Source organism: Pseudomonas sp. 5P_5.1_Bac1, from assembly GCF_025466015.1.
Taxonomy (GTDB): Bacteria; Pseudomonadota; Gammaproteobacteria; order Pseudomonadales; family Pseudomonadaceae; genus Aquipseudomonas.
Map to the genome: position 1 here is coordinate 183,930 of NZ_JANLNX010000070.1, position 25,224 is coordinate 209,153.

12 protein-coding genes are annotated in these 25,224 nt (G+C 62.3%); 11 read left to right on the forward strand and 1 reads right to left on the reverse strand.

The genetic code is table 11. The annotated features are described in order from the left end of the window. Window positions 1–353: 353 nt before the first annotated feature. On the reverse strand, window positions 354–1,676 hold the full coding sequence (locus tag NTD82_RS15850) for a spinster family MFS transporter (RefSeq protein ID WP_262129392.1): 1,323 nt from the start codon (window positions 1,674–1,676) through the stop codon (window positions 354–356). A 250-nt stretch (window positions 1,677–1,926) separates the two neighbouring features. Here NTD82_RS15850 and NTD82_RS15855 point away from each other — a divergent pair, with 250 nt between their 5' ends. From NTD82_RS15855 to NTD82_RS15905, 11 genes are all read left to right on the forward strand, one after another. After that, window positions 1,927–3,009, forward strand: coding sequence for an alkene reductase (locus NTD82_RS15855; RefSeq protein WP_262129393.1), 1,083 nt, complete (start codon window positions 1,927–1,929; stop codon window positions 3,007–3,009). Continuing rightward, a complete protein-coding gene (locus NTD82_RS15860; RefSeq protein ID WP_262129394.1) occupies window positions 3,006–4,856 on the forward strand; it encodes a long-chain-acyl-CoA synthetase in 1,851 nt (616 codons plus the stop codon). Before NTD82_RS15855 ends, NTD82_RS15860 begins: the two co-directional genes overlap by 4 nt. Then, complete coding sequence (locus tag NTD82_RS15865) at window positions 4,849–5,934, forward strand: MBL fold metallo-hydrolase (RefSeq protein WP_262129395.1); 1,086 nt, start codon at window positions 4,849–4,851, stop codon at window positions 5,932–5,934. Before NTD82_RS15860 ends, NTD82_RS15865 begins: the two co-directional genes overlap by 8 nt. A 67-nt stretch (window positions 5,935–6,001) precedes the next feature. Then, window positions 6,002–7,669: a DUF1302 domain-containing protein gene (locus tag NTD82_RS15870; RefSeq protein WP_095154989.1), complete on the forward strand. Its 1,668-nt coding sequence runs from the start codon at window positions 6,002–6,004 to the stop codon at window positions 7,667–7,669. Window positions 7,670–7,759: 90 nt separating this feature from the next. Further along, the gene (locus tag NTD82_RS15875) at window positions 7,760–8,971 is read left to right on the forward strand and encodes a thiolase family protein (protein WP_262129397.1); all 1,212 of its coding nucleotides are present in this window, start codon (window positions 7,760–7,762) and stop codon (window positions 8,969–8,971) included. Window positions 8,972–8,975: 4 nt separating this feature from the next. Beyond that, window positions 8,976–9,923, forward strand: a complete 948-nt coding sequence (locus tag NTD82_RS15880) for an OB-fold domain-containing protein (protein ID WP_095154987.1) — start codon at window positions 8,976–8,978, stop codon at window positions 9,921–9,923. 258 nt (window positions 9,924–10,181) lie between these two features. Continuing rightward, a complete protein-coding gene (locus tag NTD82_RS15885) occupies window positions 10,182–15,317 on the forward strand; it encodes an RHS repeat domain-containing protein (RefSeq protein WP_262129398.1) in 5,136 nt (1,711 codons plus the stop codon). Window positions 15,318–15,431: 114 nt separating this feature from the next. Then, window positions 15,432–20,672 (forward strand): RHS repeat-associated core domain-containing protein, encoded by a 5,241-nt coding sequence (locus tag NTD82_RS15890; RefSeq protein WP_262129399.1) that lies wholly within the window; start codon window positions 15,432–15,434, stop codon window positions 20,670–20,672. A gap of 201 nt (window positions 20,673–20,873) precedes the next feature. Continuing rightward, window positions 20,874–23,297: an efflux RND transporter permease subunit gene (locus NTD82_RS15895; RefSeq protein WP_095154984.1), complete on the forward strand. Its 2,424-nt coding sequence runs from the start codon at window positions 20,874–20,876 to the stop codon at window positions 23,295–23,297. A 198-nt stretch (window positions 23,298–23,495) separates the two neighbouring features. Continuing rightward, window positions 23,496–24,731, forward strand: a complete 1,236-nt coding sequence (locus NTD82_RS15900; protein ID WP_095154983.1) for a helix-turn-helix transcriptional regulator — start codon at window positions 23,496–23,498, stop codon at window positions 24,729–24,731. A 144-nt stretch (window positions 24,732–24,875) separates the two neighbouring features. Then, window positions 24,876–25,091, forward strand: a complete 216-nt coding sequence (locus NTD82_RS15905) for a hypothetical protein (protein WP_262129400.1) — start codon at window positions 24,876–24,878, stop codon at window positions 25,089–25,091. Window positions 25,092–25,224 lie beyond the last annotated feature (133 nt).

The window sequence follows — 25,224 nt, forward strand, 5'->3', positions numbered from 1 at the left end:
GCACGGCTATCACAGGCGGCTGGGATGTAGTGGCCGCCATGTGCTAGCCGGAGTGTCTTCAGCGCTGTTCAGATCGAGCGCCGCCCGCGCGGCGCATCGCGAGCAAGCTCGCTCCTACATCGGTTGCAAAGTACCTATGCCTGCAAGGCCATGGTTGGCCGCCTTGGTGGTTCGGCTTGATTTCGAGGCTGACGCCAATCCCACAGGCCATGGCGCGTTGCAACCGATGTAGGAGCGAGCTTGCTCGCGATGCGCCGCGCGGGCGGCGCTCGATCTCAAGGGCGCTGAAAACATACCGGCAGGCACATGACCGAAAGATCTGCAGACACCCATCCAGCAATCGGGCCTTCAACTCAAACGCCGACCACTGCTCCCGCCACCACATCCTCTGCCTGTAGCTGCCGCCGATACCGCGGCAACGCCATCGCCAGAAACCCCGCCGCCAACACCAGCAACGACACCGACGCCGCCAGCGCATAGCGCAGCGATTCGCCGCCCAGCGAGGCGACGAAGAAATCACTCAGCACGCCAATCACCAACGGCCCCAGGCCAACGCCCAACAGGGTCATGGACATGACGAAGATCGCCGTGGCCTGGGCCAGGCGCGTGGCCGGGAACAAATGGGTGATGGCCCCCAGGCACGGCGTCGCCCACCACACGCCGAAGAAACCGAACGCGCTGTAGAACAGGAACGCCTCGGGCACCGGGATGCTGCCGATATGAAAAGCGATGCCCTGCGGCCAGAGGAAATAGGCGAGGGCGAAGGGGATGCTCAGCAAGGTGCCGAGCAGCGGCACGCCGATCTGCCAGCCGACATCACGCCGGGCCAGACGGTCGGTGAGCAGGCCGCAGGCGAGGGTGCCGATGGTCGAGCCGGTGCCGCCAACCACCCCCACCAGGAAGCCGGCTTCCTGCATGTTCAAACCATGGGAGCGGATCAGGAAACTCGGGCTCCAGGTGCCGATGGCATAACCGGCGATCGCCGCCGTGCCACCGGTCAGCACCAGCCAGAAGAATGACGGCATGCGGAACAATTCCACCAGGGTCTTGGCCCAGCCATCCTGCGGCGCCGCCGTGGACTGGCGGATCACCGCGGGCTTGGGTGCACGCACGGTCAGCAACAGGACCAGGCCGAGCAGGATGCCCGGTGCGCCGATCAGCAAGAACGCATAGCGCCAGCCGTGGTGCTGGGCAATCCAGCCGCCGAGGCCGAGGCCGACGATCGCGCCCAGGCTCGAACCCAGCATCAGCACCGACAGCGCTGTGGAGCGGCGGTTGGCCGGGTACAGGTCGGAGACCATCGCCACCGACGGCGCGGTGCCGCCGGCTTCGCCCACCGCCACGCCGACGCGGGCCAGCACCAGGGTGAGGAAGTTGCCGGCCATGCCGCAGAGCATGGTCATCAGGCTCCAGGCCATGCAACTGAAGGCGATCACCGGCTTGCGCCCGATGCGGTCCGAGAGCCGTCCCAGCGGGAAGCCGAAGACGGTGTAGAACACCGCGAACGTGACCCCTGAAAGCAGGCCGATGCCGGTGTCGGAAATGCCGAATTCGAGCTTCACCGGCTCGATCAGGATCGCCATCAACTGGCGGTCGATGTAGTTGAAGACGTAGATGCTGGCGAGCACCAGAAGCGCGTAGTGCGTGCGCCAGGTGACGGGATTGGGTGGGTTCACTGCGCTGCTCCGGTTCTTGTTATATCGAGCTGGATCGTCGGCGCATCCCGCACCTCTTTCATCGTCCGTTCAGACCATTTTTCCTGCGCTTTTCAAGGCGCTGCCGACCTTACCTGAAGCCGCGAAACTAGTCTTGTCGGACGATGTTTCAGCCTCGCCGCGGATCAATCATGCAGCCCATCTCCGGGGTTGCGGCAATGCGCCAAGCGGCCCGTCAGCCCCGGACACAACAAGAAGTTAAGGAGCTGACATGAGCATCTTGTTCGAGCCGGTGCGCCTGGGCGAACTGCAACTGGCCAACCGTATCGTCATGGCCCCGATGACCCGCAGCCGCGCCGACGCGCAGGCCGTTGCCACCGCCGACATGGTCGAGTACTACCGCCAGCGGGCCAGCGCCGGGCTGATCGTCGCCGAAGGCACCGCGCCGTCGGCCAGTGGCCTGGGCTATTGCCGCACCCCGGCGATCTACACCGCCGAACAGATCGCCGCCTGGCGCCAGGTGACCCGCGCCGTGCACGAGGAGGGCGGGCGCATCGTCCTGCAACTGATGCACGTCGGCCGCGCCGCCAGCCGTTACAACAAGCCGGCCGGGGCGGCCACCGTGGCGCCCTCGGCGCTGCGCGCTAACACCCAGGTGTTCACCGACGCGGTGGGCATGGCCGACACCGAGCAGCCCGAAGCCCTGAGCATCGAAGGCATCGCCGCGGTGATCGCCGAGTACCGCCAGGCCGCGCTGAATGCCCGCGAGGCCGGCTTCGACGGCGTCGAATTGCATTGCACCAGCGGCTACCTGCCGATGCAGTTCCTCGCCTCGGGCAGCAACCAGCGCACCGACGCCTACGGCGGCAGCGCGGAAAATCGCGTGCGGTTCGTCGCTGAAACCGTGCAGGCGATGGCCGATGCCATTGGTGTCGGGCGGGTCGCCGTGCGGTTCTGCCCGGGCAATCCCTACAACGACATCCAGGACGACGACCCCGCCGCCACCGCGATTGCCCTGTGCACCGCGCTGGCGCCGCTGGAGCTGGCCTACCTGCATGTGATGCGTTCGCCGCTCGGCAACCTCGATGCCTTCGCCCTGGCCCGTGCCCACGGCAATCAGCGGCTGATCCTCAATGACGGTTTCGACGGCGCCTCGGCCCGCGTCGCGCTGGACGCGGGCGAGGGTGTGGCGGTGTCGTTCGGTCGGCATTTCATCGCCAACCCGGACCTGGTCGAGCGCCTGCGCCACGGCCAGCCACTGGCCGCCTTCGACCGCAAGACCCTCTACACCGCCGGCCCACGGGGCTACACCGATTACCCCGCGCTCAGCCTGGCGGCGGAGGTGACCCCATGACCCTGCCATCGTCCGGCCTGCCGTCCAGCGTCGTGGTGCCCCGCGAGCAGACCCAGGCCATCCTCGACCGGCGCGGCGCGGCGGCCGCGCAGATCAAGCCGGCGGACCACTACACCCTGGCCGATCGCCTGGAGCAACAAGCCGCGCGCTTCGCCGAGCGGCCCTTTCTGATCTACGGCGAGCAGACCCTGAGCTACGCCGAAGTGGACGCCCGCGCCAACCAGATGGCCCACACCTTCTACGCCAAGGGCCTGCGCGCCGGCGACGTCTGCGCCATGGTCATGGAGAACCGCCCGGCGTTCTTCTGCACCTGGTTCGGCCTGGTCAAGCTGGGTGTGGTGGTGGCTTTCATCAATACCCAGGTCAACGGCCGGCCGCTGTTGCACGCACTGGAAACCACCGCGGCCAAAGCCCTGGTGATCGGCGAAGAATGCCTGGGCAACGTGCTCGCCACCGAGGGCCTGCCGACGCTGGCCTACTGGCTGGTGGGCGACGAGGAAAACCGCTGGGCGGGCGATCTGCCCGGCTTTATCGACCGCCAGTTCGCCACGCGCCTGGACAGCGCGCCGCGCAGCGCCTTCCCGCGGGATATCCGCGCGGCGGTCGAAGCGCAGGCGCCGACCTTGCTGATCTTCACCTCCGGCACCACCGGCCTGCCCAAGGCGGCGCGCTACAGCCATATGCGCTGGATGTCCTCGGGGGATGTGATGGAAGTCACCCTGGCGGCGACCTGCGACGACGTTTTCTACTGCTGCCTGCCGCTGTACCACGGCGCCGCCGCCACCTCGGTAACCTCCACCGCGCTGCGCGCCGGCGCCAGCATCGTGGTGCGGCGCAAGTTCAGCGTCAGCGAGTTCTGGCGCGATGTGGTGCGCCACAACATCAGCGTGTTCCAGTACATCGGCGAAATCTGCCGCTACCTGCTCAACCGCCCGGAACAACCCGGCGAGCGGGACCACAACCTGCGCTGCATGCTCGGCGCCGGCCTGACCCCGGAGTCCTGGCAGCGCTGGATCGAGCGCTTCGGCCCGGTCCAGGTGTTCGAAGGCTGGGGCGCCACCGAGGCCAACACCGCGCTGATCAACGTCGACAACTACGTCGGCGCCTGCGGCCGGGTTCCCGATTGGACACGCACCAACCTGCGGCTGATCCGCTTCGACGTGGAAAACGACTGCCATCCGCGGGATGAAAACGGCTTCTATCAGGTCTGCGAAGTGGGCGAGGTGGGCGAGGCCATGGGCTTTATCGTCAACCACCCGGAGATCGGCGGCGGGCGCTTCGAGGGCTACACCTCGGCCGACGCCACCGAGAGCAAGATCCGCCGCAATGTGCTGCGCGAAGGCGATGCCTGGTGGAGCTCGGGCGACCTGCTGCGCCAGGACGCCGATGGCTACTGCTACTTCGTCGACCGCATCGGCGACACCTTCCGCTGGAAGAGCGAGAACGTCTCGACCCAGGAAGTAGCCGACGCGCTGGGCGACCTGCCGGGACTGGAACTGATCAATATCTACGGCGTGCAGGTGCCGGGCCACGAAGGCCGCGCCGGCATGGCGGCGGTGCTGATGCAGGCGGGCGAGGTGTTCGATCCGCAGGCGCTGTATGCCCTGAGCGAAGAGCGTCTGCCGCGCTACGCCGCGCCGCTGTTCGTGCGGGTCAGCGCGGCGGCGGACCTGACCAGCACTTTCAAGCTGCGCAAGGTCGATCTGCAACGCCAGGGTTATTGCCCGGACGCCTGCCGCGATCCGCTGTACATCCGTGACGAGCAGTCCGGCACTTACCAGCCGTATTCGCGGGCCTTGCTGCAGCGCCTGGAACTGGCACCGTTCGTGGTCGCCGACCATGGCTGACCTCGACCACAACGGCCACGAACTGCGCGATGGCCTGCGCTACCCCTGGCCCGAAGCGCCGGCTGGCGGCGAGGTGCGCCAGGTGGCGGACGGCGTGTTCTGGCTGCGCATGCCGCTGCCGTTTCGCCTCGACCACATCAACCTCTACCTGCTGCGTGACGGCGACGGCTGGGTGGCGGTGGACACCGGGATGAACACCGAGCAGACCCGCGAAGTCTGGGAGCAGGTGTTCAGCGGGCTGTGCGCCGGCCAGCCGCTGCGGGCGGTGGTGTGCACCCATTTCCATTCCGACCACGCCGGTGTCGCCGGCTGGCTGGCCGAGCGCTTTCGTTGCCCGGTGTACATGACCGAGGCCGAGTACCAGTCGCTGTACGTGAAGGTGCCGAGCGGCGCCGAGCCGGGCTGGGACTTCCTCGCGCACTACGCCCGGGCCGGCTTCAACGCCGAACAGGCCGGCGACATGTACCGGACCATCCAGAACGGCCATTTCCGCCCGCTGCACTTCAACAGTTACCGGCGCCTGCGCGAGGGTGATCGCCTGCGCATCGGTGGCCGCGCGTGGCGGGTAGTGGTGGGGCGCGGCCATTCGCCGGAGCACGCCTGCCTGTACGCCGAAGACGACGGGTTGCTGATTTCCGGCGATCAGGTGCTGCCGCGCATCACCTCGACGGTGGGCGTGCACGCCACCGAGCCGGACGCCGATCCGCTGCGCGACTGGCTGGCCTCCATCGATCACCTGCGCGACGTCCCCGACAGCGTGCTGGTGTTGCCGGCCCACGAACGTCCGTTCTTCAACCTGCATGCACGCCTGGACCAGTTGGCGGCCCATCACCGGGCCCACCTGGCGCTGCTGTTGGCCACCTGCGACGAGCCGCGCAGCGCGCTCGAGCTGATGGCCGTGCTGTTCCCGAAGCTGTCCGGTCGTTTCGACGAACTGATGGCGCTGGGCGAAACGTTGGCCCATGCCAACTACCTCATGGCCGAAGGGTCGCTGTCGCGGGCGGAACACGGCGGGCTCTACCGCTACCGACGGCGCGATCCCGACGCACCCGCCACCGATCCGCCCGACGTGTTGTGAGCGTCCGGCACGGCGGCAATGTTGCTCAAACCCGGCAACCCGACGGTTGCCACACAGGAGAGTCAGTGTGATCGATAAAAACAACAATAATGCGCCTGGCCTTGGCTCACGCGGGGGCCAGGTCACCTGCCTGGCGGCGGCCATTGCCCTGGCATCGACGCAGGCCTTGGCCGGCGAGACCATCGAGTTCGACAACGGCGCCACCATCGACTGGTCGGTGACCACCAGCTACGGCGTCGGGGTGCGCCTGGGCGAGCAGAGCAGGCGGTTGATGGGCGTCAACGCCGACGACGCCAACCGCAACTTCGACCGTGGCGCCCTGACCACCAACCGCATCGGCGCCCTCGGCGAGATGATCCTGCGCAAGGACAACTACGGCGCGGTGGTGCGCGCCAGCACCTTCTACGACGACGTCTATCACAAGAGCAACGACAACGACTCGCCGGCCACCGTGAACAAGAGCGGCGACCACGACGAATTCACCAGCGACACCCGCTACTACAGCGGCGGCCGCACCCGCCTGCTGGATGCCTACGTGTTCGGCGGCTGGCGCTTCGACAACGACACCATGCTCGACGTCAAGGCCGGGCGGCATATCGAGTCCTGGGGCGAAAGCCTGTACTACCCCGGCGTCAACGGCGTGCAGAACCCGTCCGACGCGGTCAAGGCCGCGCAGCCCGGGGTCGAGGTCAAGGAAGTGCTGCTGCCGGTGGGGCAGGTTTCGGCGTCGTTCCGCCTCAACCCGCAAATCACCTTCGGCGCCTATGTGCAGTACGAATGGAAGGGCACCGAACTGCCGCCGGTGGGCAGCTACCTGTCGAGCAGCGACGTGATTGGCCCGGGCCGCGAATTCCTTTACAGCGGCACCAGCAAGATCGCTTATCGCGGCACCGACGAACCGCGCGACAGCGGCCAGTGGGGCGTGCAGGTGCGCTTCCGGCCGGTGCCGGCGATCGAGATGTCGCTGTTCCACGTCAACTACCACGACAAGAACCCGGCCACCGCCCTGGTGGGCTATGACCCGGTGCCGGTGGGGGGTGGCCTCTATGCCTTTGCCGCCAACGGCTACAAGGTCAAGTACTTCGAGGACATCAAGCTCACCGGTATCAGCGCTTCGACCAAGCTCGGCGAGTACCAGATCGGTGGCGAATGGTCGTACCGCGACGGCGCGCCGGTGATGGTCAACACCGGTCTTGGGCCGGTGCCGACCCGCGGCAAGGGCCAGCAGATGCAACTGTCGGCGATGCGCGTGCTGGGCGACCGGCCCTGGGCCAGCCAGACCACGCTGACCGCCGAAGTCGTTCATGTACGGGTGGACAGCGTCGATGACGCTTCCGCCGCGCCCAACCTGCAAGGCGTCAACCTGTTGCCGTCGCTCGGCGGCATGGTGGGGAATTCCGATGACTACACCTACAAGACTTCATCCGCCTGGCGCAGCCGCGACTCCAGCGCCTACACCCTGGGCGCATCGTTCAGTTATCCGGGGGTTTTCCAGGGCTGGGATCTGGAAGTGCCAGTGCGCTTCTCCAACGTGTTCAGCGGCTCGACACCCATGGCCGGCAGCATCTCCGGCGTGCAGGGCGACCGACGCCTGAGCGTAGGCACCACGTTCAAGTACCTGGGCAACCTCGAAGTCGGCCTCAACTACACCGGCTACCTGGGTTCGGCGGACCCGGTCAAGCGTCCGTTCGCCGACCGCGACTACGCCACGTTCTCGATGAAATACAGCTTCTGAGTCGCACGCGGCCCGGGCGGCCTGCGCTGGCCCGGGCTTTCACCATCATCGACACAACAACCGGGCCACAGGCCCGGACGGGGAGGGACTATGGGCCTCAAAGGGCACGCGGCCATCGTTGGCACCGCGCAATACAAGCCGGAGAAGTACGCCACCGCGCCGAAGATGTTTCACCTGGAGCAGGTCGCCGACCTGGCCGCCCGCGCCTTGCGCGACGCCGGGCTCAAGGCCGAGGACCTGGACGGGCTGGTGATCAATGGCCCGCAGTTTCATGAGGCGTCGGTGTTCGTCCCGGCCATGGCCGCCGAGTACCTGGGTCTGCGCCTGAACTTTGCCGAAGTGGTGGACCTGGGCGGCTGCACCTCGGTGGGCATGGTCTGGCGCGCCGCCGCCGCCATCGAACTGGGCCTGTGCCAGGCCGTGCTGTGCGTGCTGCCGGCGCGCATGGCGCCGTTCGGCCCGGACGAAGACCCGAGCTGGATGGCCCGGGCCATGCGCTTCGGCGGTCACAGCACGGCGTTTGGCGCGCCGGAAGCCGAGTTCGATCTGCCTTACGGGCACATGGGCCAGAACACCGGCTACGCGATGATCGCCCAGCGCTACGCGGCGCAGTACGGCTACGACCCGGTGGCCCTGGCGAAAATCGCCGTGGACCAGCGCACCAACGCCCAGGCCAACCCGGAGGCGATGTTCTACGGCCAGCCGCTGACCATCGAGCAGGTGCTGGCCAGCCGCATGGTCGCCGACCCGCTGCACGTCCTCGAAATCGTCATGCCGGTGGCGGGTGGCGCGGCGATGATCATCGCCTCGAAGGAAGTCGCGGCCCGTTCGCGCAAGCGCCCGGCCTTCGTCACCGGTTTCGGCGAGCACCTGGCGTTCAAGTCGCCGTCCTATGCCGCGGACATGATCCACACGCCGATCGGCCCGGCGTCCCAGCGCGCCTTCGCCATGGCCGGGCTCAAGCCGGCGGACGTCGACGCCGCGCAAATCTATGACTGCTACACCATCACCGCCTTGCTGACCCTGGAAGACGCCGGTTTCTGCGGCAAGGGCGAGGGCATGGCCTTTGTCCGCGAGCACGACCTGACCTGGCGCGGCGATTTCCCGATGAACACCCATGGCGGCCAGCTCAGCTTCGGCCAGGCCGGGTCCGCGGGCGGTATGTCGCAGGTGATCGAGGCGGTGACGCAGATTGCCGGCACGGCGGGCGAGCGTCAGCTCAACGGCTGCGACACCGTCTATGTCTCCGGCACCGGCGGCGTGATGAGCGAGCAGGGCGCATTGATACTTCAGGGAGCATAAGAGCATGTCCAACAACAAACCGATGCCCGTTGCCACGGAGATTTCCGCGCCGTTCTGGGAAGGGATCAAGGCCCGCCGCCTGCTGATCCAACAGTGCAACGCCTGTTCGCACTGGGTGTTTTACCCGCGCCGGCATTGCCCGTCGTGCCTGGCCCACGACCTGGCCTGGCGTGAAGTGCCGGGCCGGGCAACGTTGTACAGCTACACCCTGACACGCATCCCGACCCTGCCGGACTTCGCCGATGAAATGCCGCAGAAACTGGCGGTGGTCGAACTGGCCGAAGGCGTGCGGATCAACAGCAACCTGGTGGGCCTGGACGAAGACGAGATCCACATCGGCATGGCCTTGCAGCCGGTGTTCGCCGAAGTCGACGGCAAGGGCAACCGCCTGCTGCGCTTTACCGGCCTGGACAAGGACGCCGCCGCGCTGGAGCCGCTGCCGGGCCTGGAACCCGAGCCGCAACCGGCCGAGGATACGGCGCCGGTGCGCAAGATCGACTTCAACGATGCCGCCGCCTTGCAGTCACTGGTCAGCGACAGCTTCAGCGACTGGAGCAACGTGATCGTCGTCGACCAGGCGCTGATCGACGCCTTTGCCCAACTGTCCGGCGATGACTACTGGATTCACACCGACCCCGAGCGGGCGCGCCTGCAAAGCCCGTTCGGCGGCACCATCGCCCACGGTGCGCTGGTGCAGGTGCTGCAATCGCGAATGAAACTGGCATTGGGCTTCGAGATCACCGGCTTCGGCACCCAGATCAACTACGGCTCCGACCGCCTGCGCTTCCCCGCGCCGGTGCCGGCGGGTGCGCGCATTCATGCGCGGGCGCGGGTCAAGAGCGTGGAACTGCTCGGGCGCGGCACGCAACTGACGCTGGAGATCAATATCCATGTGCTGGGGCAGGAGCGGCCTTCGGTGATCAATGATCTGGTGATTTTGTACCGGGCCTGAACGGGGTTGGATGCTCTGATGACGCCGCACGCCGCGGCGTCTGGACTTGCGCGCAGGTGTAGGAGCGAGCTTGCTCGCGATAAGGTTGGGTGTTGGCGTCGTGGGCTTATCCATTCAATGGGGAGACGCTGAGGACGCCATCGCCGGCAAGCCGGCTCCCACAGGGTTCGTGTGGCGCACCTGATATTTCTGTCAGTTGCGCCAACAACGGCGCGGTGCTGGGATGGCGCATGATTCGCCCCCGCAGGAGCACCGTCCATGGCCTCTGTTAATCCGGAACTGTTCCACAAGCATGTTTCCATTAACCCGCAGACCGGCCAGGGCATGTTCTCTTTGCCGATCGCCGATCTGTATGCGGATGAAGGGCTGAGTACGCCTTACAAATTAAGCGTGTTCTGCAGCCTGGACAGGCCTTTTTTGCAACTGGTGCCATCGGGGAAGATGCGTGGGGCGTTATTGGAAGGATTGCCGCTCAGTGATGGGCGTTTGATCAGTCAGGAGCTGACCTGGGGCGAGAATGACTTCGGTGATATCGGCATTACCTACACGCGCTTCAATCATCTGATCCGCGTGTCTCACAAGGGCGGCGGGGGGGAGGTGTTTTCCAGGTTCGGGGAAAACATCGCCGAGGTGGTGTTGACCCGGTTCAGCGCTCCTGGCGGCAAGTCCTTGAACTTTGAGTGGACCTACGATGACAAGGTCTATGAACGAAAAGATGGCTGTGCGCGACTGCATTCCATTGATGCGGGTGATCGATGCTTGCTCAAGGTCAAGGGCGAGCACTGCCGTCGGGTAGAAGTGAGGGTGTTAAAAGCGGGCAAGTACCAACGTACTTCAAAGGACGCTCAAATCTTCGAAGCGTTTGTAGTGTTCCCCGGTACGCCTGAGCAAGTTACCTATACCTTCAAGGAAACCGAGCGCAAGGGGCACGACCCGATTGTCACCTTCGAGGTCGAGGGCTGCGGCATCCTGGGCAAGACGGTCTATCGGCTTGAAACCACCGACGGCAAGCTCTGCAAGATCGACGTCTGCCGGCAGCACAGCATTGCCGGTGCGAAAGTAGGCGATGCGCCTGTGGTGGAGAGCTCTACCCACACGGAAACCTTGCTCTTCGACGGGGATAAAGTCAGCAGCTACAGCCTTTCACCCGGGGCCGGGGTCGATACCTTTGTTGAAACCTATGAATACAGTGACGACAAAACCACGATGACTTGCCGTCAGGTCAGCGCGGGCGATGACGTGGCCGAGGGCACGGTGCTCAGTATCCGCGAGTGCCTCTTCGAGGAAGGGCGCCAGGTTGCCGAATCGGTGGTCGCCAACGGCATCAAGGTCACTCGGGAACAACACGTCACGCTGGACCAGAAAAATGCGCTGGCCATGGTCAAATCCACCCGGGCCGTCGATGGGGTAACGGTCGATGAGGAAACCCTGGAATACGATCCGAGCGGCAATCTGGTGTCCAGAACCCGGGGTGACACGGTCACCGAATGGACGTACTACAACAATTACAAGAAGTACCGGGTAGAAGAAAAAGCTACAAAATTCGAGGACACGAGCTTCTTCGGTCTGTTCTTCAAGGCCTTCGACTATCTGAATCCGATTGGTTGGGGAATGCATGCTTTCGCCTCGCAGGGGTTTACCTGGGGCACGATCATCGACAGTGAAGTAAGCATGAGTTACGCGGCCAATGATTACGCCAAAGAAGCGTTTCAGTTGCCGGTGGCACTCAACTACCCAGGCGATATGAGTGGCGGTTGCACGCATGTCGAATCAATGTTCGTTTACCGCAAGGATGGCAAAAAGAAACGGGCCCTGAGCCTGACTTACTATGGTTACCAAACCCTTGGCGCGGGGCTTGTTCCCGTACAGAAACTCACGGTGTTGCAGCCGTCGTGCGAAGAAGTCGATGTGTCCGCTCAGCAACTTGAAGTCGCCAATGCCGCCGCCAGGGAGTTGCTGGAGAGTTTCAAAAAGCAGAAAGCAGACGATGACCTTGCCGCCCTGAAAAAGAGCCTGGTCGCGCAAAGCAAGGAAAATGCCCGAGGGTTCAAGCTGCTAAAGCCCTGGACCAACGGCGGCATGCTGTTGGAAACACTGGAGTACCAGAGCGATACCAAGAAACCGGGCTATGGACTGATTACCCAGAAAACCCGGCGTCAACTCGACGCCGAGGGTGCGCCGAAAGGCCGCGACGGCGTTGTCTCCACCTTCGACTACCGGGTGGAGCCTTCGCAGGACGGCAGCGGCGATGCGCTGTGCATTGACACCACGGTTTCAGGCCGACGCACTTCGGCGTCAACCAGCCCCGAGGTCCATTCGTCCCAGCGCCGCTCCATCTACAGCGGGCGCCGGCAGTGGGCCAAGGACTGTGACGGAATCGAGACCGCCTACCGATACGACGAGCAGGGCAGGTTGGTCGCCCAGGAGGTGACGCTGCCGGACGGCACGCGCACTGACCGGCTGTTTCAGTGGACCGCGCTCAAGGGCGGGCTGTACCAGTGTGAAACCCACAGCACCGACGCAACCCGGCGAACCCGGGTCATCAAGGATGTGCTCGGCCGTGAGCGCGAGCGCTGGGTCAGTCCGGATGGCGTTGCCTGGCTGCAAACCAGCAGCACCAAATATCACCCCAGTGGCCGGCGGGCCAGCCGTTGTGATGACGATTACGACAGCAGCCACAACAAGTGCATGACCCGGGAAACACACTGGAGCGACGCCGACCCCCAGAGCAGCCGCACGGTCACTCATGTCCTCAAGGATGCCGACGGCAAGGAACTGGACCGCAAGAGCCAGACGCTGACCATCGGCGCCGACAGTGAAACCCTGACCCAAGGTAGTTTTCAGGTACAGCGCCAGTACGGGCAGCACGGTGCGCTGAAGGAAACCTTTGGCACGCCCGGAAAAGACCGGCTGCTGGTTCACCGCTCCTGCAACGCGGCCGGGCAACCGGGATTGGTCAAATTCCTGAAGCTGGATAAGGACGACAGGCAAACCGAGCTGGACAGCCTTTTGTTCAGCTACGACGCCTATGGCCAACTCGAAAAACTGACGTCCACCTTCGCGGGTGCGTCTGCCTACACCTATGACTCGATGGGGCGCGTGCTCACGGCCACCACCGAGGGGATTGAAATCAGCCGGACGTACACCAACGTCACCGCCAATGACGTGGACATCCATGTTCAGGATATCGGCGCCGGAACGGAGCGCCGGCTTGTCGGCCGTCAGAGCGCGGATGGCCTGGGCGCCGTTTATTCGCAGCGCGTCTGGGGCCAGGTGAAGACGCTCGACGCGGCTCAGAACGATGAGACTGTGCCGCCAACCCTGGCGGGCTACGAAAGCAGCAACAGCGGCTTCACCTGCAGCGAGCGGATAGTCGCTCCACAGGGCACCTGCGAATCCATTTCCCGCTACAGCCTGCGCGGCAACCTTATCGGGTTCGAGGGCCTGGAAGGCGGGGCAACGCGCTATCAATACGACGCCTTGGGCCGCATCACCCGGTCCAGCAACGCGCGCTGCGAATCGACGTTCGCCTATACCGACAGCGGCCTGCTGGCAAAAGAAACCATCAAGGCGCTGAACCCCGACGTCAGCATGACCGTGACCTACCAGTACAACGAAAGCGGCCATGAGACCAGTCGCACCTTCGCCTGTGACGGCCTTGATACCCATGTGATCGAGCGCACGGTGCTGGGCGACGGTCGCCTGCAAAAGAGCAGCTTGAACGTCAAAGGCAAGGCCAGGCGTAGCGACAGCTACGAATACGATGGGCTCAAACGGCTGAAAAGCTGGTCATGCTCCGGCCCCGGCGCAAGCAACGGCGAGGGCGAGCGTTGCGTCCGGCAGGTCTTCACCTATTGCCCGTTGGGTAATGTGCTGTCCCGGGCAGATGACTGCTACAGCGGCAACACCCGCCCTGACGCCTGCACGACCCGCACCCTCGAATACTGCTACGGAAAACTCGAGGAACTCACCGCGTCGAACAACGGCCCGACAGAACACGACCCGTTCGGCAAGGTGACCCGGCAGGCTGACCGGCGCTTCACCTATCACGGCAATGGCCAGGTCGACACCTGTTCTGTCGAGGGCGAGGCGGATTATGTGTTTGCCTACGACGATCTCGGCCGGACCCGCGGCGCACGCCAGGGTGAATGGAGCGAGCACTACCATTACCGCAACGAGCGGATTTACGCGCTGGTCCAGCGCGACGGCAAAAGCAGCCAGGGTTTCAGTGAGCGCCGGTTCGTGCTGCTGAACGACAGCCCGAGTTGCTATCTACAGGACCGCGTTGTGTTCAGCGCTGCGGGTGACCCTTCGCGAACCCGTTCTTTCGAGCTGCGCGACGCCGCCGGCAGTGTTTTCGCGAGCATCGACCTGAGCGACAAGCACGTCACGTACTTCACCTACACGCCTTACGGTTATCGCAAAGCCGACTCGCGCGCCGTAACCTGGCTCGGCTTCAAAGGCGAGCCGCTCAATGCCCTGGGGCTCTATCACCTGGGCAACGGCTACCGCCTGTACGACCCGCAACTGCAACGTTTCCAGGCCGCCGATAGCTGGAGCCCGTTTGGCGCAGGAGGACTCTCACGGTTCAGTTACTGCGACGCGGACCCGGTCAACAACCATGACTACAACGGGCACACGGTGGTTGCGCAATACAGTCGCCATGGCGGGATGCCCTTGATCCATGCCCGTGAGTTCAGTCTGGTACTGACCGGCCTGGGCGCGATGCTGGCACCCTTGTCGGCCGGAGGCTCACTGGCCTTTTCCATCGCGGTGACGGGCGCTTCCGCGGCGTCATTCTATTTCGACCTGGCGTCGATCCTGTTGCAGGACAGCGATCCGAAATTATCCAAGGCCCTGGGAACCGCGGGGCTTGCGTTCGGGCTCGCGTGCATCACGGCCGGTATCGTCAAACCCGTTGTGGGGCTCGCTGCGCATGCGGTGTCCCACGGCACGAACTCGATTGCGCGTGCCGCGCAGGCCCTGAGCAATAAATCGCTGGCGCTCTCCGGGCGCTATATGCGCCTGCACACCTCGGCACTTGGCAAATCCGCGCTGGGTGCAGCGCAGCGTTGGCAAGACGTTGCCAAGGCGTCGGACTACCTCTACCGGGGCATGGGCCCGATTTCTCATCGGGCCCATGCCACCTTTATGAAGCGAGTGCTTGAAAGGGGCTCTACCATGCCGTTGGCCCTATCACGCGCCGATGACGCGCTTCGCTACTGGACCCAGATCCAGGATTTCCAGATTATTGCCGCGACTGACAGTTTCAGTCATTGGTTGAGCGGGGACATGGATATCGATGGGGACGTGGAACTGGATGAGTTCGACGACGAGGATCCCTTTGAACACCCGGAGTTAGAACCGGCAGCGCTTTATCGAAACTTCCAATAAAGCCGCTAGCAGGTTTTTTTAAGGCCACAACTGATAATTCTGTCAGTTGTGGCCTTTTTGCGGCGGTGGTGGAATGGGTGAGGCGTAGTGCCATTCCTTTCAGGAGCACCGTTCATGTCTTCCAATCCGAATCTTTTCGAGAAACATATCTCGATCAATCCACAGACTGGTCAGGGTAGATTTTCAATCCCCATTGCTGGTCTTTATGCGGATGAAGGGCTGAGCGTACCGTTAAACTTGAGTTTGTTTTGTAGCTTGGAGGCCCCCTGCATTACGCTCCTGCCTGCTGGTGTTTTAAGCAAGATATCCGGTGCCAGGGATGATGAAGTCCTGCATATACTGGACTTGCCCATTCGTGACGGGCGCTTGATTACCACGAGTATTAGTGCGAAGAGCGAGAAGGATTTTGGTGATTTTACACTGTCGGCCGGGCCCATTCACCATGCTGTGAATGGTGTTTTTTGTGATATCTACGTGCGTCATGAAGACGGTGGCAAGGAGCATCACGTTTATTCGAGTAGAGGTGGGCTGTTGTTGGCGTACTCTGCCCCTACGGGGAAATCATTAAAGCTAGATTGGGACACCGATATTGACGAGGTTTCTTTTTTTGATCCGGGGTCCAGATTACGTTCAATTTGTGCGGGTGATCGATGCCTGTTAAAAACTGAAGCAGCACCGCGAAATGACCGGAATATCTATAAATCTAGGGAGAGTTTGATTTTCAAACGACTCATCGTGTTTCCGGATACCCATGAACAAGTGACGTATGAGTTGGAGGCGCATGATAACTTCAGGGTGGGCGGCATTGAGTTCAAGGTCACGGTCACGGGGTGCGGAATCCTGGGCAAGAAAATATACCGGAGCACTCTCGTCGACGGTAAATTAAGCCGCATCGATATCATCACGGAGCACATGATTGCCGGGGCCAAGGAAGGTGACGCTCCGCAGTTAGACACGTCCACCCATACCGAGTCCGTGACCTACGCAGGCGATAAAGTCAGTGAATATAAAGTTTCACCTGGCGCGGGCGTCGATCCTCTTGTTGAAGCGTATGAGTACACGGCCGACAAGACGACCATTACCTGTCGCCAAATGAAAAAGGGTGATGAAGACGCTGTTGTGCTCTGCACTCGTGAATACCAGTACAAGGACGGCCGGCAGGTGTCGGAGACGGTCATTGCCAATGGCGTGGCTGTCACTCAGGAGCAAGAGGTCAAGGTGGACGATAAGCGTGCCGTGGCCACGGTGAAATCCACCAAGAAAATTGATGGGGTCACGGTCGATGAGGTGACACTGGAATATGACCCCAGCGGTAACCTGGTGTCGAGAACACAGGGTGACACGGTTACTGAATGGACCTATTTCAATAACTACAAAAAATACACCGTGACGGAGAAAAAAGTCGGCTACACCAACACCAGTTTCTTCGGCATCCTCTTGGCGCCCCTCGACTATTTGAACCCGATCGGCTGGGGAGCCCTCGCATTCGGTTCATCCGGGTTTACCTGGGGTACCCGCATAGAAACAACCGTCAGCATGAGTCATGCGGCCAATGACTATGCCCGGAATGCATTCAATCTGCCTGTGGATATCAAATACCCAGGTGATGAAAGTGGCGGATGCACGCACGTTGAGTCTGAGCTGGTCTATCGCAAAGAGGGTGAAAACAAATATTCCTTGAGCCTGGCTTTTTATGGCTATAAAACCCTGGACAAAGGCCCCTTGGGCGTGATGGTCGTGCCGGAGATAAAATTGACGGTATTACGGCCGGCCTACACCGAGGTCGATGTTTCCGCGTTGCAGTTGGCGGTGGCCAGAGAGGCGGCCAAGGCACTGCTGGACAGCCTGAAAAAACAAGACGGGGAAAAAGCCAAGAAAACGTTGGCTGATCTGGAGAAAAGCCTGGACTTTCAGAGCAAGCAAAATGCGCGAGGGTTCAAGTTGGACGCTGTCGAGTCGACATTCGCAATATGTAGAGAAACATTGAAGTATCAAACCGACAGTAACTTGCCAGGCTTTGGCCTGGTCAGTCAAAAGGACATGGCGTGGCTCACGTCTGAAGGGGTAAAGGAGAGAAGGTCTGGGGTTACGACCACCTTTTCTTATAAAGTTGAGTCTGCCGCGGACGGGGGCGACGATGAATTCCTTACCGAAATTGTTGTTCAGCCCCAATGCAACTCCTCGCGGGCCGAGCCCGTTAAGGAGATTCACACGTCTTGTCGTAGTTCCATTTACACCGGGCGTTTGCATGGGTCGAAAAACGGCGAGAACGTCGAGACGTCTTACGAATATGACAAACAGGGAAGGCTGACGGCGCAGAAGGTGACGTTAGCGGACGGCACAACCACTGAACGGCTGCATGAGTGGACTGCGCTCAAAGGCGGACTGTATCAATGTGAAACCCACGAGGGCGGGACTGGCGTACGAACCCGGGTGGTCAGGGATACGCTGAACCGGGAGTGCCAGAGTTGGCTGAGCCCCGATGGCAAGGCATGGCTGTCGACCAGTACTACCACCTATCACCCTTGCGGTGCGGTCGCCAGCCGGTGTGACTACGACTACGACAGCGCCCACAAACACTGCATGACCCGCGAAACGCGCTGGAGTGAAGTCGGCACGGACGGCAGCCAGACGGTCACCCAGGTGCTCAAGGGCAGCGACGGCAAAGAACTAGACCGCAAAATCCAGACGCTCACCGTTGCCGCGGGTCGTGAAACCCTGACACAGGGCAGTTTTCAGGTTGAGCGCCAACGGGATGCGCAGGGCACTAGCAGTGAAACCTACGGCGTCCCGGGCGGTAATCGTTTCAAGGTTGTTCGCGCCATCAACGCTGCCGGGCAGCCGACGTCGATCAAGTACCTGAACGTGGACAAGGACAACAAGGAGACCGAACAAGACAGCCTCTCTTTCCGCTACGACGCCTACGGTCAGCTCACAACCCTCACTCCCTGCATCGGTGCCCCTACGACATACACCTATGATGCGACCGGGCGCTTGCGCACCACCACGACAGACGGGCTTACCTCCTCCATCTCCTGGAGAGGCCGTTACTCGAAGTGGCTGAGTGCGCAGATCGAAGGTGAGGAGGCCACGACCTTGGGTGTTCAGGTGAACGATGCCTTGGGCCGTGGCTTTACACGGAAAGTGTGGGAGCAATCACGTCTGATGGATGACTATGGAACCCCTGTGTCAGAAACAGGAACCCACGCTGCAGGAGACACCGCAGCGCAAGAAAACGCCGGAGTAGAAGATAGCGGCGCTCCATCTCCCCTGGCAGGTTACGAAACCGTTTGCACCGGGTTCACGCGAAGCGAGCGCATTGTCGAGCCGAAAGGCACCGGCGCTTCAACCAGCACCTTCAGCTTGCGTGGCTGCCTGCTCGGGTTCGAAGGGTTGGAGGGCGGACTCACCCGCTACGCCTATGACGCCTTTGGGCGCATTACCTCCTCGAAGAACAACCGTTGCGAAACAACCTCGGTATACGCGGATAGCGGCCGCCTGGAAAAAGAGACCATCAAGGCGCTGAACAGTAACGTCACGATGACCGTCACCTACACATACGACGCGAGTGGTCATGAGATCAGCCGCGCGTTTGTCTGTGACGGTGTTGATCCCCATGTCATTGAGCGCACCTTGTTGGGCGACGGCCGTCTTAAAAAAAGCAGTTTGAAGGTCAAAGGCAAGGAGAAATGCGCCGACAGCTATGAATACGACGGCCTCAAGCGCTTGCAAACGTGGTCCTGCACCGGCCCAGGTGTTGTAAATGACAACGGCCAGCACTGTGTCGAACAGGCCTTCGTTTATGGGTGCGTGGGCAACGTCCGGTCACGCCTGGACGACTGCTATACCGGAGCCACTCGCCCCGCATCCGTCGCAACCACCACGATCGGCTATACCTACGGGGAAAAACCTGAGGAGATGACGGGTTCGGATAAAGGTGAAACCCGATATGACCTGTTTGGTTTTGTCCTCCAGCAGGGTAACCGCAACTTCGCTTATCACCGCAACGGACAGGTTGATACCTGCACTATCGCTGGCGAGGACGCCTATGTGTTCGCGTATGACGACCTCGGGCGGATTCGCGGTGCCAACCAAGGCAAATGGAGTGAGCGCTACCATTACCGCAACAACCGGATTTATGCGGTGGTCCAGCGCGACGATGAAAGTACCCATGGTTTCAACGAGCGCACACTTGTGCTGCAAAACGACAGCCCGAGTTGCTACCTGCAAGACGCGGTGATAACGAGCGGTACAGCCGCCGCGTCGTCCAGTTGTTCTTTCGAGTTGCGCGATGCGGCAGGTACGGTATTCGCCAGTATCGATGTCGCCAGCAAGGCCATTACCTATTTCACGTATACCCCTTACGGCTATCGCAAACCCGAGCCGAAGTCCGTGACCTGGCTCGGTTTCAAAGGTGAGCCACTTAATCGCCTGGGGTTTTACCATCTGGGTAACGGCTACCGTTTATATGACCCGCAGTTGCAGCGGTTTCAGTCACCGGATAGCTGGAGTCCGTTTGACGCAGGAGGGCTTTCCCGCTTCAGTTACTGCGATGCCGACCCGGTCAATAACCATGACTACGATGGGCATCAGGTGGTCATGCAATACAGCCGCTATGGTGGAAAACCGTGGATGGAGACGCGGGAGTTCGGTCTTGTCATCACCGGGATGGGAGCGATGTTGGCACCACTGACATCCGGTGCCTCGCTGGCCTTTTCAATGGCGGTGACCGGTATCTCAATGGGCGCCTTCTATTTCGAGTTGGCTTCGATCATGTTGAAAGACAGCGACCCGAAGACGTCCAACGTATTGGGGAAAATCGGCCTCGGTCTCGGAGTGATGTCAGTAGGCGCGGGCCTGGCAGGGCCTGCATTGGGCATAGTAGCGCATGGCGTTTACCGGGCTGCAAAACCCGTCGCTCAATTAGCCCAGGCATTGAGCCGGGGCTCACTCAATGTTACCGCTCGTTATATATCGCTTTACGCAACGGCGCTCGGCAAGTCAGCGTTGGCCGCCGCTCAGCGTTGGTACAGTGCGGCAAAAGTTCCTCAATATTTGTACCAAGGCGCGCGCGCGGTTTCCTACCGCGCACAGGCAACCCATCTGAAAATGCTCGCTGAAAACGCACCCACAACCGTTTATAAAGTGGCGGAAATCACGGACAACACCCTTGATTTCTGGAGCATGACTCAAACCGTCGAACCGGTAACGGGCAATGACTTCGTCAGTGTTCAACTGGGTGAGGCCCGGGACATCAATGATGTAGAACTTTCCGGCAATGCCCGTTTTGCCGATCCCTTCCAGTCGTTGCCGCAAAAAGCGGGTGGTGCGTTTGAAGAAACCCCGTTTGCCTGAAGGCGGTCGTTGCCGCCGTGATGTTGCTGTTGATTCACACCGTTCGAAAACCCCGTGGCCCGTCGACGCTCAGACAAGCCACGGGGTTTTCGTTTCAGCGGTTATTAAGCCATTTGGACGATGCCGCAAACCCTCTCAGCCTTGACTATCCCCTGAAACAAGAACACCGGATCAGGGAGCGGTTTGCATGAGAGACGCACAATGAATCAGGTCAAGCAATGGGTGACGCACAGCGTCGAGTTCGTCGCGGACTGGCTGATGGCCTGGCGCAAGGGGCTGCTGGCGTTATTCGTGCTGCTCAGCCTGGGGCTGGGCTACAGCGCCCTGAACACGCAACTGGACCCCGGTTTCAACAAGCAGATCCCGGTCCGCCACGCCTACATGGTGAATTTCCTCAAGTTCAGCCAGTACTTCACCGGCGCCAACCGGTTGCTGGTCAGCGTGCGCTGGAAAGGCGAGGGCGACATCTATAACCCCGAGTTCCTCGAAACCCTGCGCAAGGTCACCGACGATGTGTTCTTCATCAGCGGGGTCAGCCGGCCCAGCGTGACGTCGTTGTTTACCGCCAACGTGCGTTATATCGAGATCACCGAAGAAGGCTTCTACGGCGATGTGGTGGTGCCGCCACGCTTCAGCGGCAGCCCCGACGACCTCGCCCAGGTGCGCAGCAACGCCGCGGCGTCCGGGCAGGTCGGCCGGTTGATCGCCAATGACCTGAAATCGGCGATGGTCCGCGCCGACCTGCAGGACCTCGACCCGCGCAGCGGCAAACCGGTGGACTACACCCAGGTCGCCAACAGCCTGGAAGAGATCCGCCAGAAATATGCCAGCGACACCATCGAGATCAACGTCGTCGGCTTCGCCAAGCTGGTGGGCGACGTGGTGGAGGGCCTGACCACGGTGATCGGTTTCTTCGCCATCGCCTTCGTCATCACCGGCCTGTTGCTGTGGTTGTATTCCCGCTCTTTGCGCCTGACCGTGGTGGCGCTGGTGGTGGCGCTGCTGCCGGTGGTCTGGCTGCTCGGCCTGCTGCCGCTGCTGGGCCTGGGCATCGACCCGATGTCGATCCTGGTGCCGTTCCTGATCTTCTCGATTGGCGTCTCCCACGCGGTGCAGATGACCAACGCCTGGAAACAGGACGTGGTCGCCGGTGCCACCTCATTGCAGGCGGCGCGCACGGCGTTCTGCAAGATTTTCATTCCCGGCTCGCTGGCGCTGCTGATGAACGCCCTGGGCTTCGGCGTGATCATGCTGATCGACATTCCCATCGTCCACGAACTGGGGGTGACCGCCTGCATCGGCGTCATGCTGATGATCATCACCAACAAACTGATGTTGCCCATCATCATTTCCTGGCTGCCGCTGGAACGCGGCCTGCTCAGCCGCGAGCAGGCCAGCCGGCAAGCGCGTCATCGGCTGTGGTGGCGGCTGTCGGCGCTGGCCGAACCGGGCCCGGCGCTGGCGGTATTCGGCCTGAGCCTGTTGCTCCTCGCGGCCGGCGCCTGGAAGGCCCGCGACCTGGCGGTGGGCGATATCGGTGCCGGCGCGCCGGAGTTGCGCGCCGACTCGCGCTACAACCAGGACAACGCCCGCATCATCAGCAGCTATTCGATCGGCCTGGACGTGCTGGCGGTGTTCGTCCAGACCCACGGTGTCGAGGAAGGCTGCCTGAACCCGGAAGTGATGCGCGCGGTGGAAGGCTTCGACTTCCGCATGCGGGCGGTGCAGGGCGTGCAGTCGGTGCAGAGCGTGGCCGGCATGGGCAAGCGGGTGATCGCCGGCAACAACGAGGGCAACCCGCGCTGGGCGGCGATTCCCGGTTCGTCTCGCGGCCTGAGCCAGGGGGCCCGCGCTTACATGCCGGACGACGGGCTGGTCACCGATGGCTGCCAGCAGATGCAGATCCTGGTGTTCCTCGCCGACCACGAAGGCGCCACCGTCAGCCATGCGGTCAACGAAGCGAAGCGGATCATCGCCGAGGTGGCCACGCCACGGGTGGAGTTCCTCCTGGCCGGCGGCAATGTCGGGGTGATGGCGGCCTCCAACGAAGCGGTCAAGCGCGCCGAGGTAATCATGCTGGCGGCGCTGTTCGGTTCGGTGGCGCTGTTCTGCTGGCTGACCTTCCTGTCGGTGCGGGCGGTGCTGTGCATCCTGGTGCCGCTGGCGATCGTGGCGATCCTCTGCAACGCGCTGATGGCCATGCTCGGCATCGGCCTGAAAGTCGCGACCCTGCCGGTGATGGCCCTGGGCGTCGGGGTCGGCGTGGACTACGGCATCTACCTGTACGAGCGCATCCAGCACGAGATGTCCGCCGGCGCCGATTTGCGCGAGGCCTTCTACCAGGCCATGTGCCAGCGCGGCACGGCGGCGGTGTTCACTGCTCTGACCATGTCCATCGGCGTCTGCACCTGGGCCTTCGCGCCGCTGAAGTTCCAGGCCGACATGGGCGTGCTGCTGTCGTTCATGTTCCTGGTCAACGTGCTTGGGGCGATCTTCCTGCTACCGGCCCTGGCCGCCTGGTTCAATCGCGGGCGGCCGCTGGTGGCCCGGGAGGCGCAATCGGTGGAGGTGGTGCGGGGCGAATTCCGTCTGAAGAAACAGCCAGCGGCACCACATATCCGGTAATCAAAAATATAAGCGGACGCCCTATTGTGGGCGCTGCGGGAGATAGGGAGACTGTGGCGCGGGCCGATTTGTCCTACAAGGCAGAAAGGCCTCGCCTTGCGAGATGTGCACTGTCAAAGGGGCAGCAATGCCCCCGAGCCGAAATTATAAAAATAACAAGGGAAGGCCAGCGCGCCTTACCCGAGCGAGGAGAAGACTGTGGAGAATCCTGTCTTGACCCAAGACGCCCTGAGCAGCCTCGGTCTGGATCTGGCCGGCTACGACCGGCTGGTCGGCGAAGTCTATGACGGCGCGATGGACCCGAAACTGATGGCCCGCGCCCTGACCAGCTTCCGCACCCTCTACGACGCCAACTACGTGACCCTGATCCTGCGCGTGCCGGATCAGCCGGACATGGGCGTGATGATCATCGTCGGCGACATCGAGGGCGCCGGCGACGTCAGCTACATGACCTACCCGCAAACCCACACGCCCTTTACCAACCAGCCACTGGACTATGTGTTCACCGTCGATGACGTGATGTCGTCCACCGAGTGGGAACACTGCGCCTATTTCAAGATGTTCTGCGGCCCGCAAGGGGTCTACCACGTGATGGGCGCGGACATCTCCACCCCCGATGGCGGCAAGCTGCGCTTCCGGATCACCCGGCCGAAACAGGCGCCGGCGTTCTCGCGCAATGATCGCGCCCTGTGCGCGATGTTCCTGCCGCACCTGCGCCGGGCCTTGCAAGTGCACAACCTGCTGGACCGCAGCGAATCCCTCAGCGACCTCTATGCCCAGGCCATCAGTCGCCTGTCGGTGGCGACCCTGGTGCTGGACGAGAGCGGCAGCGTGCTGCGGGTCAACCCGGTGGCCCAGGACCTCCTGGCCCAGGCCGACGGCCTGAAACTGGTGGGCGGGCGCCTGGAAGCGACGTACCCCAGCGACAACCGCGAACTGCAACGGCTGATCCGTGCGGCGTTCTCCCCGGATGCGCCGAAGAGCGCCGAAGCCATGTCGGTGACCCGGCCTTCCGGGCAGGTCAACCTGGGCCTGGTGGTCGAATCGATTCCGTCGCTGGACTGGGCGGAAGAGAAGGGCAAGCCGGCGGCGCTGGTGTACATCCGCGATGCCGCCAGCAAGTCGCTGGCCAGCGAATTGGTGACCAAGCAACTGTTCAACCTGACCAAGGCCGAAACGGCGCTGGCCATGGAGCTGGCCAACGGCTTGTCGCTGGAAGAGGCCGCCGAGGAACTGAACATCCGCCGCAACACCGCTCGCGCCCACTTGCGCTCGATCTTCTCGAAGACGGGCGTGCGCCGGCAGACCGAGCTGGTGCGGATCCTGCTCAACAGCGTGGTGGCGCTGGGCAAACCGAAAATGCCGCTGAAGACCCCCGGCAAGCTGAAGGTGCCACCGCCGCAACTGGCGGTGCCGCTGGCGCGGCGGGCATGAGCGGCTCATGCGTGTAGTGAATGAGCGTTACGCCAAAACGGTCTGAAACACTATCAGTATTGTCAGGTGCGCAACCTGAACGGCACGCGAAGAATGGGGCAGCGGGCAGGCAACCTGTCGCCCCTTCTTGTGAGGTGAACCGATATGGCCGGCGTAGATGACATTGTTCTGCAAGTCTCCCAACTCACCGAGGTCGAGGAATTGGAAACGGTGAAGGCAGCGGTTACAAGCAGAGAAGTGGCCTTGCAAGGCGAAGAAGTGAAAAGCGGGGGGCGCAGTCTGAAAGGCCTGAAAGACCTGAAAGATCTGAAAGAAATGTTGGATAGAGACATCGATTCAGGCGAGCACAGGACTGAATAAGAAGGGCAACCGCTGTCCTTGGTGTTCCACAGTAAAAGCCCAGAGTCGTCCCGCTGGGCTTTTGTTTGCAGTGTGTTTTTAGTCTTCTCGGACGATGTTTCTGGCCGGGTTGCTGCTGATTATTGGGGGGGCG